The following is a 25754-nucleotide window of genomic DNA, read 5'->3' on the forward strand; positions in this document are numbered from 1 at the left end:
ATGGATAGTGGCAAGTCAAGAGAGGCTATATTGTCCAAATTAAAAAAATCATTGGAGGAGGGAAGGGGTTACCCTGTCCCTCCTCATGATATAAATACCCCGGTTTTTCCCGTCCCGAAAAACTTATTATCCACGTTTAGCGAAGAATTAACTGCGATTGGAGGTCATGTTATCTGTCATGATAATCACAAGGAACTTGTGGCCCACATAGAACAGATTTGTGAAGATTACGGTACAAACCAAGTTTATTGTTTGGATACCGCCATACAAAGACAATTGGCAACGGCAGCATTTGATGTAAAGAGTGGTGGGGAGGATTTCAAAGCAATGCAGGTTGGGGTTACAGCGTGTGAATTCCTGATTGCCCGAACGGGTACGGTTGTGGTTAGCAGTGCCCACGCTTCCGGCAGAAAGATGAACGTGTTCCCTCCGGTGCATATCGTATTGGCCAAAGCATCCCAGTTAGTTGCCTTTGCCGAAGATACTTTAGAACTATTGGAAAAGAGATATAGCGATGACTTTCCCTCGCTGATTTCTTTTATTACCGGAGCAAGCAGAACCGCAGATATAGAAAAAACATTGGTGATGGGGGCACATGGACCAAAAGAATTATTTGTTTTTATTGACAAAAATGAATGAAAATTGGTTTAACTGCTTAATTTTGTAGCCGCATCAATCCTTTACAAATGAATAATTTTTGGCAACGGGTTCTTACAGGTATCCTTTTTGTTATTGTAGTCGCAGGTGGAATATTTTATCACCCCTTTTCCTTTTTTGCTGTTTTCTTTTTGGTTGTATTGGCCGGTATTTACGAGCTTAACGGTTTATTGGTTTTGGCTAAAATAAAGACTAATTTCTTATTCGCTTTGGCAATCGGCGTTTTTTCTTACGTAGCGGCTTTTCTTGTGAAGTCTGGAGTATCGGAAAACTCAATTTATTATCTGTTGATACCCATTGTTTCGTTACTTTTTATTCAAGAATTGTTTGATGTTCAAAACAAGCCATTTGAAGGTATAGGCACAAGTTTAGTTTGTGCCATATATATTGGGGTTCCATTTGCCATGTTAAACTCGCTTGCTTTTTTGGATGGGGTTTATAATTTCAAGTTACCCCTTTCTGTATTTATTTTGGTTTGGATAAACGATACAGGTGCTTACCTGTCTGGGGTAACATTGGGGAGGCATAAGTTTTTTGAAAGGATATCTCCCAAAAAAACATGGGAGGGAACGGTGGGCGGTTTTGTGCTTACACTGGTTGCTGGTTATGTAATATCTATCTTCTGGAAAGATCTAAGTGTGCTAGAATGGATTATTTTTAGCAGTATTATTTCTATTATGGCTGTTTTAGGCGATTTAATAGAGTCGCTGTTTAAAAGAAGTATCGGCATTAAGGATTCGGGCAATATTTTTCCGGGACATGGGGGCGTACTTGACCGTTTTGATGCTGTGATATTTGCCATACCCATGGCAGTATTTTATATTGAAATGTTTGTTAGGTAAACATTCGAATTTAACCCTTTACCATATAAACAATACAAGGAATATAGGATTTTAGCCAAGGAATGTTGCAATTGTCCAATATTTTTTCGAATTTATCGAAGATATTCTCTTAACTTATCAATCGATGAACAGTTCCTCAGTTTCTCAGGTATTAAACAGTAAAATAAAAGTCTTTAATTTTTTTGCTTTTGTTTTTTTTGGTGGTCTCGCTGCATTGTTTCTATATTACAAAATATTAGGCGGTGTTGGATTTGCTATGTCAACAGGATTCTTTGGACTAACACAAGGGATAATTAATCTTATTCTGGCAGTTTTATCACTTGGTCTGGCTTATGTGGCATGTAAAAGCCAAAGGCACTGGATTAAACCTGTATTTGCCATGCTCTCTATTTTATTGTTAGGAGTGGTTTTTAATCAGCTTAATATTTGGTGGGTAAAGTATAACGAAGGTTTGTTTATTGGAGGAGGTGTGTTGAAAACCTTGACGGTAGACGATGTTCTGTACTTTACACTTTACTATTTTATTACGGCCTTTCAATTGATTTTTGCTCTTGTATTGGCTTTGTCTTATACAATAAGCTCAATTTTGGGAGAAAACCATTCAAACTACTTAAACAGGTTTAGTTTGTTCTCAATATTAAAGCCTTTTGTTTTTTCGGTGCTTTGTGTTTTTGCATTCTATCATTTATGGAACTAATCCCGAAAATTCATGGTATGATTTCCTGACTTTCATTATCCATGTGTGGTAAGCACCTGTATGGCTTGCTGTGAAAGCGGTTTCTGAACCCGAGTTTCGAGAATCTTCACGAATTAGGAATGGCTTCGCAATGGCTGTTTATGGATGATAAACATATAGGTGTTAATTCGGGATTAAACCCGCAATATGCATTAGAAATTATATTACACATTGAAATTACTTTAAAACAAGACACTTCGTTGCATTACTTCAACTCACCAGAACGAGGCATAGCACAGCTCTGGTGAGTTGAAGTAACTCAGTGAAACGCCTTGTTTTGAGGCAGTTTACTCGCGTAACAGGATTTCTAATGCATCCTGTGGTTTTATAGTTTGATACCCATAAACAATACATCGTCAATTTGATCCAGGTCGCCCTTCCAGTTCTCAAAGTAATCTTTTATCAGGCTGCCCTGTTTCGCCATCGGTTTTTCGCGAATTTCCTCAAGCAAGTTTTTGACACCTACTTTCATAATTTTCTTGCCTCTGGGGCCACCAAACTGGTCGGTATATCCATCGGAGAAAACGTACACGGAATCTCCCTTGGAACAGTTGTATTCGTAATTTAAAAATTTGGAATTTAAAGCCAGCACATCATCACCGATACTTCTTCTGGTTCCGTTGTATATGGATAACTCGTTGTTGATATACACGAAAACAGGACGTTTAGCGGATGCTATTCTTACTTTATTTGAATTCATATCAATTTCGATGACTGAGATGTCCATTCCGTCTTTGGCATTCTCGCTATTTTCTTTTTGAAGCAATACCCGAATGTTGGTGTCCAGCTTTTCAAGGATATCGGCTGGAGAATGAACCTTTTCAGTTTTGTATATATCGTTGAGCAACGTTGTTCCAATCATTGACATAAAAGCTCCAGGGACACCATGGCCTGTGCAGTCGGCACAACATAATAAAAATGTATCCTTATTTTTGGTAAACCAATAGAAGTCACCACTTACTATGTCTCGAGGAGCAAAGAATATAAACGATTCCGAGAAGGCGTTTTTCAGGTCGTTAACGGGTGGCAAAATAGAGCTTTGAATACGCTTGGCATAATTAATGCTGGCTGTAATATCCATGTTTTTGCGTTCTATCTCATTTTTTTGTGCCCGCAGAACTACGGTTTGTGAGTCCACTTCTCTCTGAAGCGCCTCTTTCTGCATCCTTAAATTTCGCTCCCTGATTTTAATAATCCAATAGAATGATAGGCCAAGTAAAGCGGTTAACACGAGATAGAACCACCATTTCTTCCAAACGGGTTCCGCAATTTCAATACGGATTGATAACGGATTATTGTTTGGGATACCATCCGCATTGAATGCCCGGATTTTTAAATCGTATTTACCGTCGGGCAAAAATTCGTATTCTCTAAAGTTGGTAGCTCCCAGGTCTATCCATTCTTGTTCTTTATCCCCGTTTCGTAAAAGTTTATATTGATAGGTTACGCCAAGTGGATCTTTGAAGCTAATACCGGTAAAGTCAAATCTAAACTTAGCGTATTTCCTGTTATAGGGATATGGAAGTTTAATCGCTTTATTCAGAGGATAGCTAGTTCCGGAAATATCTATCCTGTTTAAGTTGATTTTAGGCGGAACCAGGTTTTTTTTATCTCTATCCGGGAAATACTTAATAATGCCATGGCTCGATGCAAACCATATATTTTCTTCCTGATCTTCCCAAATATCGTAAAAATCACCGCCCATTTGTTCTTTGAAACCGAAGGTTCTGATTTGTGAATTCCTTAAATCAATGGTACTAATGCCAGGTTGATGGGCAACCCAAAGTCTGTCGTTTTTGTCGCAGACAATATCGTAACAGTAGTTTTTGGTGAGACCGTCAGAAATATCTATGGCAACCAAAGTATCCTGGTTGTATTTTAATACCCCTTTACCAATAGTGGATAACCAATAGTTCCCCTTGGAGTCTATCGTCATTCCGGAAACATCGAGTGGTGACTTGGAAAGCCTGTGAACCTCAATGCTAGTGCTGTCAAGCAAACATATCCCGCTAGATTTAGGTCCGATCCACACTTGATTACGATCGTCAATAAACACAAAGCGAATGTTGTTGTGGGGCAATTGATTTTCCGTTGTTAATAACCTTGTTGCCTTGGTTTTCCGGTTCACGAGGTAGAAACCGGATGTGGTCGCCAGGTAAATCTGGTCATCCACAATGGCCAGGTCATTAATCTTCGGCTCGCTTACTCCTTTTGTGTAATTGAATTTTTTAAAACCTAAATTCCCGTTTTCTCTGAAATACAAGCCCGATTCGAATGATGCCACCCAAAAAGTACTGTCGGCATCATATTCAAAACCTGTAATTTCATCGTTGGGAATACCCTGTGCTGTATCGTAGTACTCATGGTCGGAAAAACAAAATGGGTCGGTACGTAATATTCCGTTGTCCAACCCTATCCATAGGTTGGAATGGGTGGCTATTACCGACTTGGCCTTGTGTTGTTTAAAACCGATATTATCCAGGTCGTAATGGATAAAATAGTCGTTCAGCAACACCGAAACACCGCCACCATAAGTTGCGAACCAATAATTATCTTCGCGGTCACCTAAAATCGCTCTGATAAAATCATGGTTCAAACCGTTTTCTGTATCGAATTTAAAAGATTCTATAAAAGTTTGAGTGGCTGCATCCAGAAACAATTTAATCACCCCATTACCCCAGGTGGCAAGTAACAGATTGCCATCTTTTTCCTCGTAAATATCCAGTATGTTTTCATATTCGATATTAAACTTGACACATAATTTGTTATTGGCATAGTGCTTTGCGGTGTTTTCATCGTACTGGAACATGTAAAAGCCTTCATCTTCTGTCGCTATCCAGTATTCTCCTTCAATAGCTTTGCGTTTTACAATCGTATTTATTTTTGTGGGAGGAATGTCCATTATCTCCTCTACCCTTTCAGCATTGCCATCCTGGTTCAGTTTCAGATGTAAAAGCCCTTCTGAAGTTCCCAGCAAAAAATTGAAAGGGTCTACGGATGATATGGAATAATATAGCTTGTCTTTAAAAATATCGTGTTGGAAATAGGCAGTTATCTGTTTTTGTTTGTTTATTTTTAGTAAACCATTGTTTTGCACGGTTGCCCAAATATTACCCATGTTATCCTGACAAATATCATTAATAGGGCTTGTTGCCCTTTCGGCAGGAATTATTTTGTGGAAAGATCCGTTTTTAAAATACGATAACGCACCATTGTTATGTCCAACCCACAGGATGCCATCAATATCCACAAAAAGCGAATATACAAAGTCGGATGCCAACGAATCTTTTTGTGTATAAGTTCTGAAATGAATACCATCGTAGCGCACCAAACCTTCACCGGTTCCTATCCATAGGTAACCATTATGGTCTTGAACCAGGCAATATACAAAGTTTTGTGGCAATCCCATGTCCGAATCAAAATTTTTAAAATCAAAGGATTGAGCCGGAACTTCACAGGTTGTTGCAAATAGCAAGATGGTAAAAAGCAGTTGTGTTAATCTTTTATAAATATATGTCATGCCCCCTAGTTTCGTATTATTTTCGGTTTCATACCAATGCTATATTTATATTTTGGAATACCTCCAATCGGAACACTGTAGAACTCGATTAATTCACCATATTGGTTTTTGAGATAAATGACTACATTGTTGTTTTTGATATTGGCACCTTTCTTTTTTATCATTTGAATATCGTATGACTTGTTTTTTTCGGTAGGATGAACCATATGCTGACTATTACCCCAATTGTCATCACCTGATGTTTTCATGAATTCCCCGTTTTTGGCAACCGAAATAATTCTGATGATGCCATCGTTGTCCCAGTCGAAGTTGGCTTGTTTAACCGATTGAACTTTTTCGTCGATAAAAGGATAAATGTGCGAAACTTCATTTGAGTTATCGTGTAACCTAAATTTATATTTATAATAAAATGCGAACGCACCTTCAACGGCTTGGTTTTCGGTAGACCTGCTACTTAGAAACAGGTTATATAAGTTGCCGTCATCTCCCGAAATACCTTCCACAACTACTTTAAAAACGTATCCGCCATATTCATCGGGCAAAAACTCGCCTTCAGTAGGGTTAATAGGTCCAAAAGTATACCAACTTTTATCGTATCTGGGATTTGCGGTAAAGGACTTTGTGCCAAGCAAAGTCCCACTTTTATAGTTGCCTTTTAAATTTATATGTTTGGCATCTTTGTCAGAGCATGCACCATTACCTCCATAAATACTATATTTCATGCGGGTTTCCCATTCTCCTTTCTGTTCGTCTATCTCGCCGCCGGTATCCGGATCATAAACCCTGATAAAGATAGGTTCTGTATGATCTTTAGGCACAGAGTAAAATATGACCTGACAATAATCGTCATCCCCCCAAGCCGTTTCACCTTTGTTTCCGAATGTTACCAGATGTGGTATGTTTTCGTCTATGGCCGGAACGGGCTGGGCAATAGCGCTAAACGCAATTGCTATAAATAATAATAGTACCGTTGTTTTATGCATGTGTATTGATTATTCTGTGACAACAATCTGTCGTGTTGAACTTAGTTTATCGGTAGGATCAAATTTTGAAATGGCCCCACACGTAATTGTGTATATACCCTTTTTTCGAAAAATATGATGAATGGTTACACCTTTTGCTTTATTCCCGTCTCCAAAATCCCAAAAATATTGTTTTGGTATGAAATCTCTTAGTATTGATTTCTCCGTAGAAAGGCTAAAGGAAGTGCCCGCTTTAACGGTGTCGGGAGCCGAAATATAAATTTGTTGGGTGAGTTCGAGGTTTACATCGTAACTGGCCACCGTATATAAATCTTCGTTAGCCAGGGTATCAACCACATTTAGCTCCACCTTATAGTTTCCCGGCCCCGGAAAACAATGATCCACTTCTAGCCCGGTAGCGGTTTCCCCATCGCCAAAATACCATTTGTATTTATAGGGCAAGGTATCTGAAACATAAGGGCCGTTTTCAAACAAGGTAAAGCAAAAAGTATCATCAACCTGCGGTTTAGCATCCGGAAAGGTAGGGTGGGGGTTATTGAATTTAAAAATATTGGCACTCCCCGTTCGGTCGGATGCAAAATACCCTTCTGTTTGAGAATCGTAAATAAAGCACGAAAAGTCGTTGCTTTCGGTATTGATAGGATATTCCATCTTTACGGGTGCGCTCCACCGGCCATTGTTTTTAGAGGTGTAGAATATATCCAGTTTACCGGTGCTGTTGTGGCCTTCCGACGAAAAGTATAATTTACCGGAAGGATGATAGTATGGAAAAACCTCATTTCCTTCTGTGTTGACCGTTTTACCCAAATTTACCGGTTCTGTCCATTCCCCATTTACGACAGTAGATTCGTATATATCGGCTTTGCCAAATCCATCGGGTCTGTCCGAGACAAAATAAATAGTTTGTCCGTCTGGTGTAATGGTGGGGTGAACGTTGGAGAAATCTCTTCTTGAGTTGTGCTTGAATGCTGAAGGTCTGCCCCATTTACCGTTTATATTGGGAATGAAAAATATACCCAATAGGTTCTTTCTACCTTTGCTTCGTTTTATGGTACTGTACTGATTTTGGGTAATTACAATGGTAGAAGTGTCGGCGGACCAGCAGATGGATGCAGTGTTTAATTTAGAAAGCTGCGGGTTTTGAAGGGCCGTTTCTTTACCCATACCGTCGTTTGGTAAAATGCTTGACTTGTACAAACGGTACACCCATTCGTTGTCCTGGTTCAGGTACGATTTTAGCAGCTCATGTTTTCTGTTTGAGGTGAAATACAATACAGAATCGACCACGTATGGGGCAAAATCGTTTTTAGAAGGACTGTTTGTCTTCAGGTTCACAATTTTAATGTCTTGGGCATAAACCGAAAGGCTGAATAGGGCCAACAAAATAAATGTGAATATATGTTTTAAGTTATGTGTGATCATTTTTTAAAAGAATTTTGGATCCGGTGAGTCGATTTTAAAACCAAAGTCAAACTGTAAGGCTACCTCATGCGTACCTCCGTTATATGAGCCAATCGGGTCAATGTCGTAGTCGTAACTGTAGGTAAAACGGAGTTGTGGTGATATTTGAAAACCGGCAACACCAATAACTTGGTTGGTGGTGCGATAAGAGGCTCCCAGAATTACGGAATTCATTATAAATGTTGTTGCACTTAGGTCGGCAAATGTTTCATCGTCCAAATTAACTCTGACCAATGCAGATGGTTGTATCGAAAAATTATCGCTTATTTTATAGAGATAGCCTGCCGTCAATAAGTAATCTATTTTTGTAAACTCTAAGGTGCTTTCTCCGGTTCCAAATCTATCATGATACAGTAAAGAGGGTACCGACAGTCCGGCAAAATATCTGTTGTGATAAATAGCGGCTCCAAAACCAACCCATGGGGCCATGGTTTGCTCTCCATCAATAAACTCACTATCGTTACCATCTGCCAAAACAACATCGTCCCAATCGGATTTGTAGTTCACCATACCCGCTGTGATACCAAGTGCCAGTCTGGTTTCCTGATTGAGTTGCAGCCTGTACGTGTAAGAAACATTAAAGCCGGTGTTTTGAGACGTGGCAAATTTATCGTTAAAAAACTGGGCTCCCAAAGCCACTTTTTCATTTTTTAAAGGGCTGTTGATGGAAAAGAAAGCTCCCGCAGGAGAATTTTCGAAACTCGCATATTTCTTGCGATAGGATGCATAAGCCGATAAGGTTTCGTGAGAACCACCAAACGCCGGATTAACGGTGTACCTGTTATACATATACTGACTCATAATAAGCTCTCGTTGCCCCAGGGCAGGGGACAAAAGCGTAATGAGAAGAATTATTATAAGGCTAATCTGTTTCATTATATTGTGATGTGTGTAATACTAGTATTTGACTGTTATGTAATTTTTTACCGTGGAGATTCCTTCTCCCTCAAATACATATAAATATATTCCCGGATCCGGAATTTCATAACCGAATTCCTCATCAGGCCACCTTTTGTATTTTCCCTTTAGGTGATCCCATTCTCCATAATTATTGATTGAAATAACTTGTTTGCCATGTTTGTCGAAGACCGATAATTTATTGTTGGTGATGTTTTCGGCTCCCTTAATTTTTAGTACATCATTGTTGCCATCATTATTGGGCGATATGCCGGTTGGGGCAAACAGAGGATGGGTTTCGATATATACGTTGTGAACTCTCTCGCGACATGTTTCGGGAGCCGAAGCCAAGGTGGCTTTCCATTGCAAATGATAGGTTTCATCGGCGGAAAAATTAGAGAACTTTGATTTGAACGAAGTGTCATCTTCAAATGTAGCCCCGGTTACCGTAGGCTCGATGATGCTCCATTGCCCCGTACCAACGGTTAAACTATCTGCCGGCAGTATGATGAAGTTGGCCGCGTAAATTACAGTGTCGGTAATTTCTTTAACGGGTCGCGGTGTGTCATAAAAGCTAACTATAACTGTATCTGTGTCCGTGCATCGTCCATTGGTCTCCCTCCACACTAGATTTAACGTTCCTGTGTTGTTGGCAGTGAATTTGCTGGTAGGGTCGTACACATCATCAAAAAGCCCTTCGCTTAGCAACCATTCACTGTCATCGTATTGTTGCACTGCCAAAAGATCAACTTCTACCCCACAAGTATCAATGGGTGGTCCGGCATTGGCTACCGGCATCTCATCTACCCAGATATCCTGCGACAAACTCAGGTCTGAAACACAATCATGACTATCTGTTATCCTTGTGATGTTTACGGTATTATTTCCAAGGGCCAGTTCGGGGTACATCAAATCCAGCTCCGGATCCGAAGTGCTTAAGGATTCGGTGATGGCAGACCCGCCCAAATTATAAACTATTTCAAAAGGGGCATTACCTGTTGGATCCAGCACTAGAGTGGTCGATTTATCTTCGCATATTTCGTCGTCGGTAACGGAAGTTATTGCAAGAGTAGGTGACTTAATGAATTTAATGGCTACCTCATCAAAATCGGCACATTGCAATCCGTCGGTGGTTGTTTCGGTCCATCTTAATGGCACCGTTCTGTAATATTCGTCAGCTGCAAAAGAAGCTGTCGCTGTGGCGTTGGCTTGTGTATCGTCTGAAAAATTGATTCCCGTAACCAAGGCTGTCCATTTTCCTGTTGTACCCGGGCTGGCTTCAGCCTCTAAAGTAAAATCAGCTCCGCAGATAGGGTTCTCTCCGATTCTATCTTCTCCGGCCCTTGCATCCGGTTTAACATCCACAGCGGTTCTTTGTCCAATCATGTCAGCAGACTCGGCAGTACATCCGTTACCATCTTCGATGGATTGAAATGATATGGTTTCGGTATCGGAAACCGGAATGGAAATGGAGATGTCTTCGTCAGCTTCAGTGGCAACAAATGAACCTTTGGCTGTGCCTGCATCATTTTTTAGGATATAACTGAAATCACTGTTACCCTCAAAATTTAATTCTAATGGTATGGTATGTGTTGGTGCATCGGTTGAACAGTACTTCCAATCGCTGATGTCTTTTATAGTTCCTTTCGGCCTTCCGTATAGGGTAATTTCCACTTCGTCATAAAGGTCTTTACAGGCACCGTTTTCGGCATTCAACCTTAGAGAATAAGTGTCCGCAACATCGCCTGTAAACTTTGAAGTGGGCGAGGCATCATCCTCAAAAGTCGTAGATGCACCCGGGTCGCTCCACCATATTTTTGTAGTAGAACCCGTTATAGATCCATTCATCGTGTGTTCATACCCGCACACCGCAGCATCAACACCTGCTTCAACAATGGGGCTGTTATCAATGGTTACATTTACTGCGCCAGACACTTGCGTTGAACCTTCACCTGAAGGTGGATAATTAGCGTCAAAAACTTTTACCAGTTCAAATGACGTGCTATTGGAGATGCCGGCAAATGGAAAATCAAATTCATATTCGGATGTGGAAGGAGAAGTGCTTGTTGCACTTCCTCGTTTGTAATGAAAGGAAAAAGGAGGTTCTCCTGTAAATTTCACTTTGAGAATTACATCCCCGGATTCGCAAAAAGATAAATCCTCACTTACAATAGTTGCCGTAGGCTTTTCTTGTGCTAAGGTGGTGTTAGGCAGTGTTAGTATAGTAAATACAAATATGATTAGAAAATACTTCATTTGTTCAATGTTGGATTCAATGGTTACTTGTCTGATTTTGTTTCATAACTTCTTTATACTAAGGTTTTAGGTAAATGGTTTTACTTATCTGCAAAATTACTCTGTTAAAGAATTGTGCTTAAGAAGACAAAACGTAGTATATAAAGGGCTTATAGCTTGTTTTCAACGCAAACAAAAATAGTTAATTTTCTGGAGGGAATAACAGTGATTCTCTCACGGATAGGTTTGTTAATCCATCGATATGGAGCTTTCGTCAAAATTTCGACCCATTCTGGCTGTGGGACAGCAGCGAGGGTGCTTATGAATTTATCCTAACACCAAATTATAGGTCGTAGATAGTCCTCTTTTGGGGTTTGTTTTTACGTAGCTGTTTCCTGCGAAAGTTATTGTAGATTTCGGAAAAAACTTGCGCAAAATTCTCTTCCGGAGCAGGGGCGGGAGAAAGCACCATATTACCTTCCGGATTTATTAAGTAATAGGTAGGTAACACTTTGATATTATAATCCAGGAGTACCTTGGCGTTTTGTCCAAAATGAAGGAATTGCCAACTGAACTTGTTATTCTTAACATAGGCCATAGCCTCATCAGGATCTTCGTCGGTTAGTATGGTCACTATTTCCATATCCTTCTTATAGGTCTGTGCCATCATCTCCAATACCTGAAAATCTTTCTTGCAGGCATAGTTTTTGGTGTTGGCAAAATTAAGGTAGACAAATTTCCCTTCGTAGTCCTGAAGCACCATGGTCTTTGATCCTGATAGATTTTGAAGTTCAAACTCGGGAGGAGCCTTGCCAACATTTAATTTGGTGATTTTGTCTAATATATCGGATGCAATTTTGTTGTTTTGATCATTGGCACAACTGTCTTTTGCACTCTTCACAATGTTGGTGATTTTAAGTTTGGAATAGGCATTGGAATAGTAACCTGTATATAAGTTTTTTAGCACGATCAATTCGGCCAGTTCCCTGTTTTTGAAAAGCGTGTCCTCGGAAAGCGATAGCGTAATTAATTTAAAGGATTCGGATTTGTTCCATGTATTTTTAAAACTTAGACCTTCTTTCGAGGAAAGGTAATAATGGAAAAAATTATTAAACTGACGGTTAAAGGATGCCCAATACGTATCTAAATAATATAAAACAGGTATTGTAGAAAATCCTTTATAAATGGCACTTCGGGGTTTACTGGAATAAACATATTCGTACAGGTTTTGGTATTTAAAATGTTTGTAATAATAAAACCAACTTCCATTTTCTGCAGGAAATTCAACATCGGTTTCGTTTTTTATTTTAAACAATTCTTTTTTATTTCCCGTTAAAACAATGCGTTTGATGTTTTTGTTAAACAGGGAGTTGTATTTTTCTTCAAATGTAGCAGTTCTGCGGTTTATTTCGTCGGGTGAAGAATTTTGCACCCCCAAAACTACAGATTCCGGATTGAAAAAAGGATTTAGTTTGTCTTCCGGTTTTATTGGCCTGTATAAGGGTAGGGTTACGACGTATGTTCTGCCAGGTTCTACATATAGGTGGCTCCTTAATACACCTAAATTAATATATATCTTGGTTATTTCGTCAACGGGAAAAGTGGTGCTAAAGTTTCCTTGGGGATCAACGGAAAAGGTTTTTAAGTCTTCAAAACTGCGGGTTATGTAATTGCTTTGTCGTTCAATAGTCAATCGCATATTGGAATAGCCGGGTGCATTGCCTCGCAAAGTGACCTGGTCGCTTTGCGCGTTGGTAATTCCCCAACTGACAAATAATATGACTATCCAAATCCCTCGCATCGTTTATCTGTTGTATTCGGCCATTTTTTGTCTAATCTTCTCGGGAATAAACTGGCTGGCATCCCCGTTGTGGCTTATAATGTCCCTGACGATAGATGAGTTGACCGGTGTGTGTTCCGGTGTTGTTAATAAAAATACGGACTCTATTCCGGTCATCGCTTTGTTGACTTGCGCAATCGCTCTTTCGTATTCAAAGTCGGCAGCGGTACGTATCCCTCTAAGGATATAACCGGCATTAACGGTTTTAGCAAAATCCACGGTAAGTCCCTGATACTTGGATACTTTAACATTAGGCAAGTCGTTAAACAGGTATTTCACCCACTCAATACGGGTATCCACAGGATAAAAATCCCGTTTTTGGGCGTTATAGCCAAGGCCAATAATTATTTCATCAAAAAGGTCAACGGCCCTTTGTACAATATTTTCGTGACCAATTGTAAAGGGATCAAACGAACCTGGGAAAATTGCTATGCGTTTCATGGGTATAAATTATAATATTCCATTTCCTTACCTCTATAACATTGGGGTAACTCACCAGTATAGTGCAAAGAAACAACGGTTCCGTTGATCTTTGAGTTCAATAGGTTCGTTTACTTTTACTCGTTTTAACCGAGGGAATTCAATAGCTATGCCATCTTTCAACGAGCGTAAAGTTGTAAAAATACCTTTACTCCACAAAGAACTATTACCAAAACTTAATTTTAAATGTGGCAAAAGCAGCCATCCGCAACAGGATAACCCCGTGTTTAAAACGGCTAATGTTGGTATCGCCGTATTTTCTTTCGCGATACCTTATGGGCAGATCTATTATTTTCAGATTCAGTTTATAAGCTCCGAATAAAAGGTCGAAATCTCCGAAGGGATCAAATTCCCCAAAAAATTTCCTGTTGGCCGCCAGCTTTTCATAATCGGACCTAAACATTACTTTAGTCCCGCACAGCGTATCTTTAATAGGCCGTTCCAAAATATAGGAAAAGAATTTGCTAAAGAAATGATTGCCGATGGTGTTTAACGGGCGCATGGCATTTTTTTCCATGGGGTAAACCAGACGGACCCCATTAATAAACTCTCCTTTACCGGAGGTGATAGCGTTGTAAAACTTGGGCAAATCTTCAGGTGGTACGGTTAGGTCGGCATCCAATATCATCAGGATATCTCCGGTAGCAGCGGCAAAGCCTTTCCGAACAGCATCCCCTTTACCTTTCCCATCCTGCTGCATTATCTTGATGTTGTGGGATGATTTATATTTCTCATGCGCCTTTTGGATGGCTTGCCATGTGTCGTCGGTGGAGTTACCCTCTACAAAAATAATTTCAACTTCCTTTCCGAACATGGGTATTCGTACGATGGCATCTTCAATGTTCCGTGTTTCATTTCTGGCAGGAATAACCACTGTTGTACTATATCTGTTATCTAATTCATTAAGGGAGATTGATGGGGGAGTTGGCCGTGCAAAAACGAATTGGTTTAGACCCATTCGGTTGAGTAAGGGCAAACGACTGAGAAAACGGTTGAAGAAAGGAGACAGAACAGGAATATGGTACGGTAGAAACATGCTCCTGTTTTCTTTGTAAGTTTCAAAACCCGAAAGGTACAGTAGGTTTTGTATATCAGAGGAAGAGAGCCAGTTCTGTCGCGGGGATTTTCGCTTAACGCCAATGGTTTCGGCAAAACGGATAAATGGTTCCCACATCCGGTTGTAATAGGTTACGATTATTCGGGTTTTTTCGTGCGATACTTTAGCCAGTTGCAAAAATACCGATTCTACATCGGGCAGCACCCCGATAATATTTGAAAGGATAATAACGTCGTATTTTTTATGCAGTTTAATGTCCTCGGCAGCCATCTCATGAAAATGGATGTGAGGAAACCTCCTACGAGCTATTTCAATCATTTTAGGCGAAAAATCGATGCCTGTCTTTTCTTTCCCATTTATGGAATCCAAAAGATCGCCTTGGCCGCACCCTACCTCTAATATGGAACAATCGGGATGAATGAAATAACTACAGTATTTTGAAATGGAGTTCCAGTAATATGATCTTCTTCGGCGGTATTTGATCCACTTTTCCGAAAAGTTGTCCCAATATTCTTTAATTTCCCGATTGCTGTATGGTGTCATTTTTTATGATGGTTTTGTCGGGCTCGGTGGCCGCATAATTTATTTTAAATAGATAGGTAGGCTCTTGGCTGCCAAATTTCTTAACGACCTCTAGAGAATTAGGGTATTGTTTAACGATGACTGCCAAGAATCGCTGAATGGTATTAATGGATTGCCCGGTGTATCTTTGCGGATTTTTCCTCAGGCTTGCCATCATCACATGACTAATGTCTCGTTCTTTAAGGTATTGAACCAGTTCGTCGGCATTTTTTGAAGGGATGCGGTAAATGCCGTGGAACTTCTTTCCTTTGCCATAAATGCGGGCCATGTTGGGCTTTCTGCACGCCACAAACATTTTTTCATCAAGCTCATTGTGGCAGTATTCGGCCATCTTTAAATAATTGACCCAGTCAGGAGTATAGCCATATAGCTTGTCGCCATTTAAGTTTTTAGACAACGTTGTAATATCAATTGTTTTAGTGCCGTTGTTAAAGGTAAGCACTGCCGAAACAAGGAATGCCGCCAAAACTAAATTGTCGATAAAAAACAGTTTTTTGTCTTTGCCGGGTGAAATCAAACTTTCAGAAAGAACCAGCAATGCAAGGGGCACAAAAGGGATTATCAATCGATATTGATCCCATGTTTTTTGCAAAGAGAAAAATGTAATCCCCAGCATAATAGCCAGGTAAATGGATGTGAAAAACAATGCTTTATTTTTTCGGGCAAAATAGACAAGGCCAATTAAAAAAATAAGATATAGGGTTATGGTAAGAATAGGCGAAATGTTTCTATTGCCTTCGGATCTAAACCCGGCAATACGCATTAAATGCTTCGAGAGGTATAAGTTCGAGTTGTCCTTATACCGTGTTAAAAACCCTTTGAAATCTTCTCTGCCTTCCGTTTTTTCATAAGGGTTTTTTTGCAGCAGTTGCGAGGATTGTTCACCCGATTTCACAGGGATACCCCAACCCGCGTATCTGACGGTGTAAAAAAGAAAGAGTATCCCGGCAAAAAAAATACTTAAATACAAAACTCTGGCAAATTGTTTTTGAAGCAGATAAAAAACAACAATGGCAACTATTGCCCCAAACCCTACGGTTCTGGTTAAAAATAAAGCTACGCAGAGTAGCGAGATGCAAACCAAAAAAGTTATTTCTATTTTGTCAGGAATCCAGATATTGGGACGGCTCGACATTCCCTTAAACACAAAATAGAAAAGGATGGCCTGAAGCACTATAAAGAAGGCTTCGGAATAGGTCTGGCTCGCAAAAAACAAGAAGTGATGGCTTGTGCTCAGAATGGCCATTGTATAAAACAAAGATATATAAGATACCTTGCCTCTAAAACTTCTGTAAAAGATAAAAATGAAACCGATCATAAAAGCTGTTGATGTTAGCTTTAGAATAATCAGGTTCATGCCGGCTATCCAAATTATTAAGGATAGAAACAGCGGGTAGGCCGGGCCTTGGTAGGTCGGAAATTTATTTGTTTCAATAAAGTTGATGGCCCGTATGATATAGGATGAGTCATCTCCGGCAATGCTGGGTTTGACATTGAAGTACAATAAGCTGAAAAGAGTATACGCACCCAACAATACATAAAAAAGGAGATTGGATTTGCTGCTCAGCCAGTTCTCGGTTTTAAGCGCGAATGTGCTATGTTTTTCTTGCATAGATAATAAAGAGTGACTGGTTATTCTAATTCTCTTTTACGATAAGCATTCACAAATAAGATATTACCCATACCATCATACTGTGTAAATCTCTCGGTTCCATTTTGAATGTCTTCCGGCGAGAACCCTATGATGGTAAGGTCGGCATCGTGACTTTGTTTTCGCACGATGTTCTCTTTGTTTGCCCCTTCGTTAAAAGGTATCATCTGAACGTTGCCTGGTGCTATAGGAAGCCTTCCTGATTTGATGAGGTCGAGCCATTTTTTCTTTTCACCATCGAAATCTTTGGATGGAGCCAGGGAATATATCTTAATAAAACCTTTGTTCCATTCTGGATGCCCGAGAATAATATAGGCCAGTAGAATCATTAGGTTGGCATTGTAGAAGTCGTGCCTGCCTATCCATACATGTATTTCCTTTTTATAACCAAATCCTTTTAACGATGTGTTCAGAAAGCAAACGTCCATATTACAGGAGTTGAACAAAGCGTAATTGTTCAGGGCGTTTTTAAGCGGTTCCGGGTTGTCGCTCGGGAACTCGAAAAGAATGAGGTTGCTTCCTTTGCCAGAAATGCCGGAAAGCTGTATTACCTGGGCAATGGCGCTGGTATAGGAAGGACTGATAATCGTATCGATGTACACTCTCGTATTACTGCCCTTAGCCCTCGTGATAAGTCGTTCCAGGGTTTTTTTCGATTCAAGGTTAGTCTGGTAATTAAGCAATCCCTGGATGTAATGAATATACGTTCCAAAACCATATTTATGCGATATCCAACCCAGGAGGTCAAAAGCGGATTGTCTTGCGAAAGAATCGGCACTGACACATACGGCGAAAGGCCTCCAATTATATTCCTGCTCATCTTTGTTGGCCTGCTGAACAAAGATTTGAATTTGCCGGCTTAATTGAAAGGCTACCCCTTTGAATAATTTTTCCAAACCACGTCGTTCTGGACGGTATTTGCTTATTATCAAATAGATAACGACCATGATACTAAGCGAGAATAAAGAATACGTCCACTCCATCTGAAACATTAACCAAAACGAAAATAGGGCACCTGCCAGGGAATAATACCATCTATTGTGCTTAAAAGTTGGTCGATAGGAAGGGTCTGCGGCAAAATGTTCCAGAAAACTGATGAGGCAAATAACACCATAGGTTACCATAAAAAACATGGAGATAATTTGTGCCACGAAGTTAACATCGCCAATGCCAACAAAGAAAAATGCAATAATGATGGTGACTATGGTACCGTTTACCGGGTCATTGTCTTTTTCCTTCCCTTTTGCCAACCATTTGTTTAGGTGTGGGTAAGGCAGGATATCGTCGAAACCGATGGCCTGCAACGTGCGGGGTGCGACCAGTATAGAGCCAATAGCCGATGATAAAGTCGCAGCTGCTAATCCAATAGGGATAATCGGTCCCCAGATGGCAATGCGTTGCATAATAAGTTGATCCGCAGCCAGCTCTTCAGGAGTAGCAGAGATAGTCAGTTTGTAAGCAATAGCGATGTAGATGATCATTCCAATTAAAGTAGCCCATAATGTACCTCTGGGGATAGAGGTTTTGGGATCTTTAAGATCGCCGGATAAGCCCAAGCCTGCCGCAATACCGGTAAATGCCGGAAAAATAATTGTGAAAACGTAAAAGAACGGTTTTGCATCGGTTGCGGTGGTGTTAATAAGGAAGGTGTGGTTTTCGTTGGTGGGTGAACCCATGAAAAAGAAAATGATGGAAAGAAATAGCATGCCAACAACTACATATAGGGCTTTCATGCCTATGTTAGCACCCCTAATCAAAACCACCACACTTAATATGGCCATCATAAGAAGCGTCACCATCTTTTTGAACACTTCCGGAGCCATGTTGATGGAAATGTAAGGTAAAACTGCGTCAAATGCTTCGCCAAAAGCAATGATATAAAAAGCAACGCTAATAGCCTGCGACAAATAAAGTGCGATGCCTATGGCTCCTCCAATATTAAGACCGAACGATCGGGATATGATATAATAGGCACCTCCACCCTGTACCTTTTGATTGGTGGCAATTTCAGCCACCGCCAGTGCTGTGGGTATGGTAACCAGATGGCCAACAATTACTATGGTAATTACGCCAAGAAAACCAACGTTGCCGACGGCCCAACCAAAACGTAAAAATAGGATGGCCCCAAGTATAGTTGAAATAGCTGTCATAAAAACAGGCATGGATCCAAACGATGCATTGGGGTTTGTCAAAGTTTTTTGCATATATGTTTAGTTTGATATTCTCAAAAATAGGAAAAAATATATAATGAAGCCGTTATTCTAAAATAATTAAAATTTAGTTGTGGCGATGAGCTGAATATTTATGGGTATTGGATTTTGTTGGTCTGAATGTAACTGATTTGAGAATAAATTATGGTTAAAAGTCATATTTTTTTCGGTCTTTATAATTGACAACGAGCCTTAAAATTATTATCTTAGGGGCACTCTAAATAGGTTTAGATTACACAGAAATCTTTGAGGAAGCCGGAAAGTCAGGGGTGTCTTTCCGGCTTTTTTAATGGGGTAAAAATAAAACTATTAACTTTCCATGGTCGCGAGCGTTTATTATTTTTTTATACTTTCGCACAAATTTCCAAATTGTAATTTATGCATTCACAAAATCACTTATCGCAACCTAAGCAAATATTGTTGGGTGTGCAATTTCTTTTTGTTGCCTTTGGCGCAACTGTTTTGGTTCCGTTGTTAGTAGGAATAAATCCATCCATTGCTCTTTTTTCGGCTGGTGTGGGAACTTTAATTTTTCATTTAATAACGAAAGGCAAGGTGCCTGTGTTTTTGGGAAGTAGCTTTGCTTTTATAGCCCCAATTACCGCTGCTACCGAGAAATTTGGTTGGGCAGGTACGCTATCTGGGATAGTTGCGGTAGGTGTTGTTTATTCAGTGGTTTCCGTTCTGGTAAAAATTAGAGGGGTTAATTTTATTAAAAAAATATTCCCGTCGGTTGTGGTAGGGCCGGTTATTATGGTTATCGGCCTGTCGTTAGCTCCGGTGGGTGTCAACATGTCTAAGGGAAACTGGATAATCGCGGGCGTGTCACTGTTGTCGGCAATTATTGCAGTAGTTTATTTTAAAGGAATTATTAAGCTTATTCCGGTTTTTATAGGAATTGTTGTTGGGTACTTGTTGTCACTGGCGATGGGGAAAGTAGATTTTACGCCCATCCAGGAATCGGCTTGGTTCTCGCTACCTAATTTTACCTTGCCTTCTTTCAGTTGGGAAGCTGTTTTGTATATGATTCCTGTTGCCATTGCCCCCTTAATTGAGCATGTTGGCGATATCTATGCCATTGGGGCAGTAGCGGAAAAAGACTTTATGGACGATCCGGGCCTAAATAGAACTATGTTAGGTGATGGCATTGCTACAGGTTTTGCAGGTTTAATCGGGAGTGTTCCAAATACAACTTACTCAGAGGTTACAGGGGCGATTGAGCTTACTAAAGTCACGGATCCGCGGGTTCTGCGGATATCAGCTGTAACCGCCATCGTGTTTTCGTTGGTAGGTAAGGTGAGTGGAATCTTAAAGTCCATCCCCTCGGAGGTGTTGGGTGGTATTATGCTGTTGTTGTTTGGTATGATCGCGAGTGTAGGTGTTAAAACCTTGATCGAATCAAAAGCGGATTTCCATAAGACGCGTAATATGGTAATTGTTTCGGTAATACTTACAGTAGGAATTGGTGGTGCAACCATTGATTTTGGCGGGTTTTCGCTGGCCGGTATTGGATTGGCATCGGTTGTGGGGGTGTTGCTTAATTTGATATTGCCGGGAAAATCCAGAGGGGTTCATTTGCAGGGAGAGGAAAACTAAATGATATAATGGTAGAAGTCTGCCTTTCCAGATAATCACGCTTGGATTAATATTATAGCCTATAGCCCCTTCTTTTGTGTAGTAAAGAGGGGGTTGTTTTTATCTGTTAGTGTTTCAAAATCCTTGGTTGGCCTTATCCAAATATCATCAATTTGATTATATTTTAACATCTCGTTTTTCAACTCCAGACAGGCCTTGTAGCTGTTGAATTCACCAAATGTGTATCTGGTAAATCCATCATTGCAATAATATACTTTCACGTTTTCAATACTTCTTTTCTTAAAATAGTTAAGATCGGGGAGAGGTCCTCTTTTAAGCGCCATGAGCTGCAGGGTATAGCGTTTAATCCGGATTGAATTTTTAGCATGGTTTGCGTTGCCGTAAACATGTTCTTTATCGGCTTTAATGTTTTCGGGGTGAGAAGATACACCTTTTTTGTTAGGGCTTTGTTTATCAACTTTGTCGGTTGTTGCCAAAGCGGTTTTCTTAACAGGCTTTGGCCCTGTTTCTTGCCCGGTAATTGTGGCGTTGGTACTGGCAGGTACATTGCTGTTTGAAGCTGTTAATTCGCTATCTTTTTCTAGTTTTTGATCTATAGCGTTTCGTGCATTGTCAAGAACTGTTTTTATGGTCTTAATCAGTGGGGCGTCCATGGCAATATCCGTAAAACTGACAGGCATTTTTGTTTTCACATAGTTCATGTTGCTGGTTACATTTATATAGGAAACTTTTTCCTTGTCTTCTATGTTTAGTTGCTTTACCTGATATTCATGGCCATTCTCAAGGAACATCATATATTTGCCATTGCCGGGGCCCGGTCTGTAATCCCCCACCAGTTGATTATCTGTTGTTCTGGTCACCAATACGCGCATTCTCGAATATTCTTTCCCCAATATGCTATCGACCTCGCCTTCGATGACAGCAAGTTCAGCGTCCGAAGCGGCATCGAATTCAACGCGGTAAATGTCTGAACCTCCGTAGTTATCGGCAAATTTTGAAGAGGCGTAATACGCATGGCTTTTATTGATGGTTGGAACAAAAAAGAAGTCGTCGTCAGGAGTGTTAATTGGATAGCCCATATTTACAGGTAATACCCAGGTCGAATCTTCATTCATCTGACTGTAAAACACATCTAACCTGCCCATGGTGTTATGTCCTTCGGACGAAAAGTACAGGGTTTTTCCATCGTAGTGAATCATCGGGGTTTCCTCATCAAACTCGGTATTAATATCAGGGCCTAAATTTCTTGGTGTGCCCCAATTTCCATTTGGTAGCTTTTTTACCATATATATGTCCAATCCACCAAAGCCACCTTCTCTGTCGCTTGTAAAAAAGAAAGTGCTTTTATCCGCGGAAATGGAGCCGTGTGTTTCTTCGGAATAACTGTTGATAGGGAAGGGCAGCTTCTCTGGTACCGACCAGTCTTTTCCATTGTAGTTACTGATGTAAAGGCTTTTTCCGTGTTGATCGTTTCTGAATAAAACCATCTGATTGCCATCCGGGGATAGTGATGCCGCAGCTTCGTGTTCGTTTTGTTTAAAGAATGTCTTGAGCAGACGGGCTGATTCCCAGTTGTTAGAGGCCAGTGGAACGGTGTAAATTTTTTCGGCATACTGGCCGTCGGAAAGGAGGCTCTGCTTAATCCAGTTTCTACGGGAAGTAAAAAACAATAGGCTTTCGCTAACCGTTATTAGCGGACTGTGATCGTCGTACATGGAGTTTACATTGCTGCCCATGTTTTTAACGGTAAGCTGAATTGGATTTTTAATAAAGAAATCGGCGTGATGACATATTTGAATCTCTCTTTCTACTTCTTCGATAAAAGCGCTGTCTTTTGGGTCGATGTTTTCAATTAGTTCTTCGTAAATCGAAACTGCTTGTAACGGTTTTAGCAATACCTGGTATGCTTTTCCTAATGAAAGCCCCAGCTCGGTTCCCAAATAACCTTCCTTTTCCTCTTCGGTGAGCATGTCGATACCTTTGTTGAAGCAAATTACAGCTGTGTCGGCACCGTTAGAAGTGTTCAAATACGATAGGCCCATGTTAAATAACGCATCCAAATCTTTTGGGTCATCTTTTACAATTATTTTGAAAACTTCGATGGCCTCCTTGTAATTGTCTTGAGCTGCCAAGGACATTGCATTTTTAAACAGCTTGGTATTTCGGTTGCTTCTCGATTGGCTTGAAGATTGCGCGTGTAAGGCATTTGTCAACAATAAGATGCACGGTAAAGACAAAAGCAATTTTAGGATTGTCTTCTTCATTAGATATGATTTAAGCAATTGGTATTAAGTGCAATGTAATGTAAAAATACGACGTTTATAAATGCACATATACCTTGAAGGGGAATGTTGGCCAAATTTAAAGGTTTCAAAAAATAAAAAGTACTAATAAAAAACACTGGATATTGGTAATTGGCATATATTCAGCAGTATACTGTCTGTCCAAAAAATGGAATGACATTCAAAACTCATGAAAAAAATGTAATGAGTATTGTGGTTTTCGTATTGATAATGTTATTGATACGAGTTGTTAGGATAAATGTTTCGTCATTATTTATCTTTCAACACACACGCACACACAACAGCAGATATGCTGTGGTTGTCTTCTTCGGATATATTCTTATTTCAATATGAACATCTCATCTTCTGCTGTACAAGTAATCATTACTTCTCAAACATCTTCAATTCATAAGAAACTCCCAGCGGAATAATATTGATTTCAGTATTTTCAACACCATAATTAATCAGTTTTATTATTTCCTCGAATGCATATTTGACTCTTAATGCACTAAGTGCAGGATTTAGCGACTGTTCTTTGTTTCCTATTTTAGCAATTTGATGCCTTAGCTCCACTGGTAAATTCATTAATCTGGTATTTCCTGCATCGGTATAACCAGAAATACTTAATTTATACATTTCCGGGAACTCCACAATTTCAATTTCAACCCGTCGTGAATTTTTATATAGCTTGAGTTGTTTTTTAGAGTAATAATTTTTTTTGTCGGCATATATATTGGGATGGTTAATGGTATCCACACCCATTGCCCGCAAATTTAACTCGATGTTTTTCTTATCTGATTGGTTGCTTATTTTTTCTAAAATTCCGCACTCTTCAGGCAAGAAGGAGATAGACACAAAATCGTTGGGGGAAAAGTATTTTATGCTTCTGAGCAAAGTGTCGGATTTTTTAACAATATGCTCGGTTGCCTCTTTGTGCAAGTCAGCAAGATTTGTTTTTTGCGGCAAATTCACGAATATTTTGTGCTTGGTCTCAATCTTTTGTTTGGTTTCATTCTCGACAATGGGCCATTTATTCCGGGTGCTTATCGAAGTAATTTTGGGTGTGTTTATCAAAGGAACATCCATGGCCACATCTTTAAAAGTGACGGGCATTTTGGTTTCTAAATAGTTCATGTTGCTGGTGACATTCACATACGAAATCTTTTCTTTGTTTTCGATATGTAATTGTCTCACCTGGTATTCGTAGCCGTTCTCCAGGAACATCATATATTTCCCATCCTTAGGATTCGGACGATAATCACCGACCAAACTGTTATCGTTGGTTCGGGTAACCAATATGCGCATTTTGCTGAAGTCACTACCGAAATTAGGGTCTATTTCTCCTTCGATTACGGCCAGTTCGGTATTGGATTCTGCGTCGAATTCGACCTTATATATGTCGGATCCGCCATAAGTATCATCAAATTTGGCTGACGCGTAATATGCATGACTTTTATTAATAGTAGGAACAAAGAAAAAGTCGTCGCCAGGTGTGTTAATAGGGTACCCCATGTTAACCGGAAAGGCCCATGAGGAATCAGGTGCCATCTGACTGTAAAACACGTCGAGCCTGCCCATGGTGTTATGTCCTTCCGACGAAAAATAGAGTGTTTTGCCATCGTAATGGATCATAGGTGTTTCCTCATCGAATTCGGTGTTGATATTTGAGCCCAGGTTTCTGGGGTGTCCCCATTTTCCATCAGGCAGTTTTTTTACCATATAAATGTCAAGTCCTCCAAAACCGCCTTCTCTGTCACTTGTAAAAAAGAAGGTGCTTTTATCGGCCGATATGCAGCCGTGTGTTTCCTCGGAATAACTGTTGATGGGGAAGGGCAGTTTTACGGGGCTAGACCAGCTATTGTTGCTATAGTCACTTAGATAAAGGCTTTTGCCATGTTCGTCATTTCGGAACAAAACCAGTTGGTTCCCATCAGGAGACAAAGATGCCGCTGCTTCGTGTTCATTTTGTTTAAAAAATACTTTTAGCAGTCGGGCAGATTCATAGTTGTTGGCCAGTAAAGGTACGGTATATATTTTCTCGGCGTACTGGCCATCAGAAAGAAGGCTGAGCTTGATCCAGTTTCTGCGGGAAGTGAAAAATAATTGATTTTCGCTCACTGCGATCAACGGACTGTGATCGTCGTACATAGAGTTTACACGGCTGCCCATGTTTTTAACGGTTAGGTTAATCGGGTTTTTGATTAAGAAATCGGCATGGTGACATACCTGAATCTCTCTTTCAATTTGCTGAATAAGAGCGGTATCCTCTGTGGGGGTATTTTTTAAGACCTCCTCGTATATGGATACGGCCTTTAAAGGTTGCAGAGATACCTGGTATGCCTTACCCAATGAAAGTCCAAATTCGGTTCCTAAATAGCCTTCTTTTTCATCTTGGTTAAGGGCATTTAATCCTTGGTTAAAACAAATAATGGCAGTATCAGCGCCGTTGGATGTGTTCAGATATGAAAGCCCCATGTTGAACAATGCGTCCAGGTCTTTCGGGTTATCTTTTACAACGAGTTTGAAGAGCTCAATAGCTTGCTTGTAGTTGTCTTGATAAGTCAACGCCATAGCCTTTTTAAATAACTTTTTATTTTTTGAACTTCTTTGTTCCGGAAGGTTTTGGCCGGTTAAGGCAAAGTAACTAACAATTATATATAGTAATGAGAAAAGAGCCTTTAAAATTGTCTTGTTCATTGAATAGATTTAAGCAGTTGGTAATTAA

General features: G+C 40.0%; 16 protein-coding genes. 4 read left to right on the plus strand and 12 right to left on the minus strand.

Annotated elements, in window-relative coordinates; genetic code table 11:
• From ACT29I_RS12150 to ACT29I_RS12160, 3 genes are all read left to right on the plus strand, one after another.
• Positions 1 to 639, plus strand: coding sequence for a LutC/YkgG family protein (locus tag ACT29I_RS12150; RefSeq protein WP_444793570.1), 639 nt, complete (start codon positions 1 to 3; stop codon positions 637 to 639).
• Between the two features lie 47 nt (positions 640 to 686).
• A complete protein-coding gene (locus ACT29I_RS12155; RefSeq protein ID WP_430931939.1) occupies positions 687 to 1499 on the plus strand; it encodes a phosphatidate cytidylyltransferase in 813 nt (270 codons plus the stop codon).
• 124 nt (positions 1500 to 1623) lie between these two features.
• Positions 1624 to 2196 carry a hypothetical protein gene (locus ACT29I_RS12160; RefSeq protein ID WP_444793571.1) on the plus strand — a complete coding sequence of 191 codons (573 nt, stop codon included), beginning with the start codon at positions 1624 to 1626 and terminating at the stop codon, positions 2194 to 2196.
• A gap of 364 nt (positions 2197 to 2560) precedes the next feature.
• On the opposite strand, the gene ACT29I_RS12165 is transcribed toward ACT29I_RS12160, so the two are convergent.
• The 10 genes from ACT29I_RS12165 to ACT29I_RS12210 form a co-directional block, all read right to left on the minus strand.
• Positions 2561 to 5755, minus strand: a complete 3195-nt coding sequence (locus ACT29I_RS12165) for a two-component regulator propeller domain-containing protein (RefSeq protein WP_430931941.1) — start codon at positions 5753 to 5755, stop codon at positions 2561 to 2563.
• A gap of 5 nt (positions 5756 to 5760) precedes the next feature.
• Entirely contained in the window at positions 5761 to 6738 is a 978-nt protein-coding gene (locus tag ACT29I_RS12170; protein ID WP_430931942.1) for a hypothetical protein, read from the minus strand.
• Positions 6739 to 6747: 9 nt separating this feature from the next.
• Positions 6748 to 8160: a PKD domain-containing protein gene (locus tag ACT29I_RS12175; protein WP_430931943.1), complete on the minus strand. Its 1413-nt coding sequence runs from the start codon at positions 8158 to 8160 to the stop codon at positions 6748 to 6750.
• Between the two features lie 3 nt (positions 8161 to 8163).
• On the minus strand, positions 8164 to 9075 hold the full coding sequence (locus ACT29I_RS12180) for a PorP/SprF family type IX secretion system membrane protein (protein ID WP_430931944.1): 912 nt from the start codon (positions 9073 to 9075) through the stop codon (positions 8164 to 8166).
• A 21-nt stretch (positions 9076 to 9096) separates the two neighbouring features.
• Positions 9097 to 11352 (minus strand): T9SS type B sorting domain-containing protein, encoded by a 2256-nt coding sequence (locus ACT29I_RS12185; RefSeq protein ID WP_430931946.1) that lies wholly within the window; start codon positions 11350 to 11352, stop codon positions 9097 to 9099.
• 322 nt (positions 11353 to 11674) lie between these two features.
• Positions 11675 to 13132 (minus strand): TlpA family protein disulfide reductase, encoded by a 1458-nt coding sequence (locus ACT29I_RS12190; protein ID WP_430931947.1) that lies wholly within the window; start codon positions 13130 to 13132, stop codon positions 11675 to 11677.
• 3 nt (positions 13133 to 13135) lie between these two features.
• The gene (gene coaD, locus ACT29I_RS12195) at positions 13136 to 13612 is read right to left on the minus strand and encodes a pantetheine-phosphate adenylyltransferase (protein ID WP_430931948.1); all 477 of its coding nucleotides are present in this window, start codon (positions 13610 to 13612) and stop codon (positions 13136 to 13138) included.
• Positions 13613 to 13817: 205 nt separating this feature from the next.
• A complete protein-coding gene (locus tag ACT29I_RS12200; RefSeq protein WP_444793572.1) occupies positions 13818 to 15251 on the minus strand; it encodes a glycosyltransferase in 1434 nt (477 codons plus the stop codon).
• The gene (locus tag ACT29I_RS12205; protein WP_444793573.1) at positions 15223 to 16902 is read right to left on the minus strand and encodes a hypothetical protein; all 1680 of its coding nucleotides are present in this window, start codon (positions 16900 to 16902) and stop codon (positions 15223 to 15225) included. Before ACT29I_RS12205 ends, ACT29I_RS12200 begins: the two co-directional genes overlap by 29 nt.
• A gap of 20 nt (positions 16903 to 16922) precedes the next feature.
• Positions 16923 to 19145 (minus strand): amino acid permease, encoded by a 2223-nt coding sequence (locus ACT29I_RS12210; RefSeq protein ID WP_430931951.1) that lies wholly within the window; start codon positions 19143 to 19145, stop codon positions 16923 to 16925.
• A gap of 384 nt (positions 19146 to 19529) precedes the next feature.
• On the opposite strand from ACT29I_RS12210, the gene ACT29I_RS12215 reads away from it, so the two are divergent.
• Complete coding sequence (locus ACT29I_RS12215) at positions 19530 to 20747, plus strand: uracil-xanthine permease family protein (RefSeq protein WP_430931952.1); 1218 nt, start codon at positions 19530 to 19532, stop codon at positions 20745 to 20747.
• A gap of 59 nt (positions 20748 to 20806) precedes the next feature.
• Here the strand turns inward: ACT29I_RS12215 and ACT29I_RS12220 are convergent, their stop codons facing one another.
• Together ACT29I_RS12220 and ACT29I_RS12225 are read right to left on the minus strand one after the other, a co-directional pair.
• A complete protein-coding gene (locus tag ACT29I_RS12220) occupies positions 20807 to 23011 on the minus strand; it encodes a hypothetical protein (protein ID WP_430931953.1) in 2205 nt (734 codons plus the stop codon).
• Positions 23012 to 23413: 402 nt separating this feature from the next.
• The gene (locus tag ACT29I_RS12225) at positions 23414 to 25726 is read right to left on the minus strand and encodes a tetratricopeptide repeat protein (RefSeq protein WP_430931954.1); all 2313 of its coding nucleotides are present in this window, start codon (positions 25724 to 25726) and stop codon (positions 23414 to 23416) included.
• Between the last annotated feature and the right edge of the window lie 28 nt (positions 25727 to 25754).

The sequence above is a fragment of the Saccharicrinis sp. GN24d3 genome (genome assembly GCF_052400645.1).
Taxonomy (GTDB): Bacteria; Bacteroidota; Bacteroidia; order Bacteroidales; family Marinilabiliaceae; genus Saccharicrinis.

What these genes read in the sequence shown, in the direction of transcription:
- ACT29I_RS12150 (WP_444793570.1), top strand. Translation starts at nt 1, where the DNA reads ATGGATAGTGGCAAGTCAAGAGAGGCTATATTGTCCAAATTAAAAAAA.
- ACT29I_RS12155 (WP_430931939.1), top strand. Translation starts at nt 687, where the DNA reads ATGAATAATTTTTGGCAACGGGTTCTTACAGGTATCCTTTTTGTTATT.
- ACT29I_RS12160 (WP_444793571.1), top strand. Translation starts at nt 1,624, where the DNA reads ATGAACAGTTCCTCAGTTTCTCAGGTATTAAACAGTAAAATAAAAGTC.
- ACT29I_RS12165 (WP_430931941.1), bottom strand. Translation starts at nt 5,755, where the DNA reads ATGACATATATTTATAAAAGATTAACACAACTGCTTTTTACCATCTTG.
- ACT29I_RS12170 (WP_430931942.1), bottom strand. Translation starts at nt 6,738, where the DNA reads ATGCATAAAACAACGGTACTATTATTATTTATAGCAATTGCGTTTAGC.
- ACT29I_RS12175 (WP_430931943.1), bottom strand. Translation starts at nt 8,160, where the DNA reads ATGATCACACATAACTTAAAACATATATTCACATTTATTTTGTTGGCC.
- ACT29I_RS12180 (WP_430931944.1), bottom strand. Translation starts at nt 9,075, where the DNA reads ATGAAACAGATTAGCCTTATAATAATTCTTCTCATTACGCTTTTGTCC.
- ACT29I_RS12185 (WP_430931946.1), bottom strand. Translation starts at nt 11,352, where the DNA reads ATGAAGTATTTTCTAATCATATTTGTATTTACTATACTAACACTGCCT.
- ACT29I_RS12190 (WP_430931947.1), bottom strand. Translation starts at nt 13,132, where the DNA reads ATGCGAGGGATTTGGATAGTCATATTATTTGTCAGTTGGGGAATTACC.
- coaD (WP_430931948.1), bottom strand. Translation starts at nt 13,612, where the DNA reads ATGAAACGCATAGCAATTTTCCCAGGTTCGTTTGATCCCTTTACAATT.
- ACT29I_RS12200 (WP_444793572.1), bottom strand. Translation starts at nt 15,251, where the DNA reads ATGACACCATACAGCAATCGGGAAATTAAAGAATATTGGGACAACTTT.
- ACT29I_RS12205 (WP_444793573.1), bottom strand. Translation starts at nt 16,902, where the DNA reads ATGCAAGAAAAACATAGCACATTCGCGCTTAAAACCGAGAACTGGCTG.
- ACT29I_RS12210 (WP_430931951.1), bottom strand. Translation starts at nt 19,145, where the DNA reads ATGCAAAAAACTTTGACAAACCCCAATGCATCGTTTGGATCCATGCCT.
- ACT29I_RS12215 (WP_430931952.1), top strand. Translation starts at nt 19,530, where the DNA reads ATGCATTCACAAAATCACTTATCGCAACCTAAGCAAATATTGTTGGGT.
- ACT29I_RS12220 (WP_430931953.1), bottom strand. Translation starts at nt 23,011, where the DNA reads ATGAAGAAGACAATCCTAAAATTGCTTTTGTCTTTACCGTGCATCTTA.
- ACT29I_RS12225 (WP_430931954.1), bottom strand. Translation starts at nt 25,726, where the DNA reads ATGAACAAGACAATTTTAAAGGCTCTTTTCTCATTACTATATATAATT.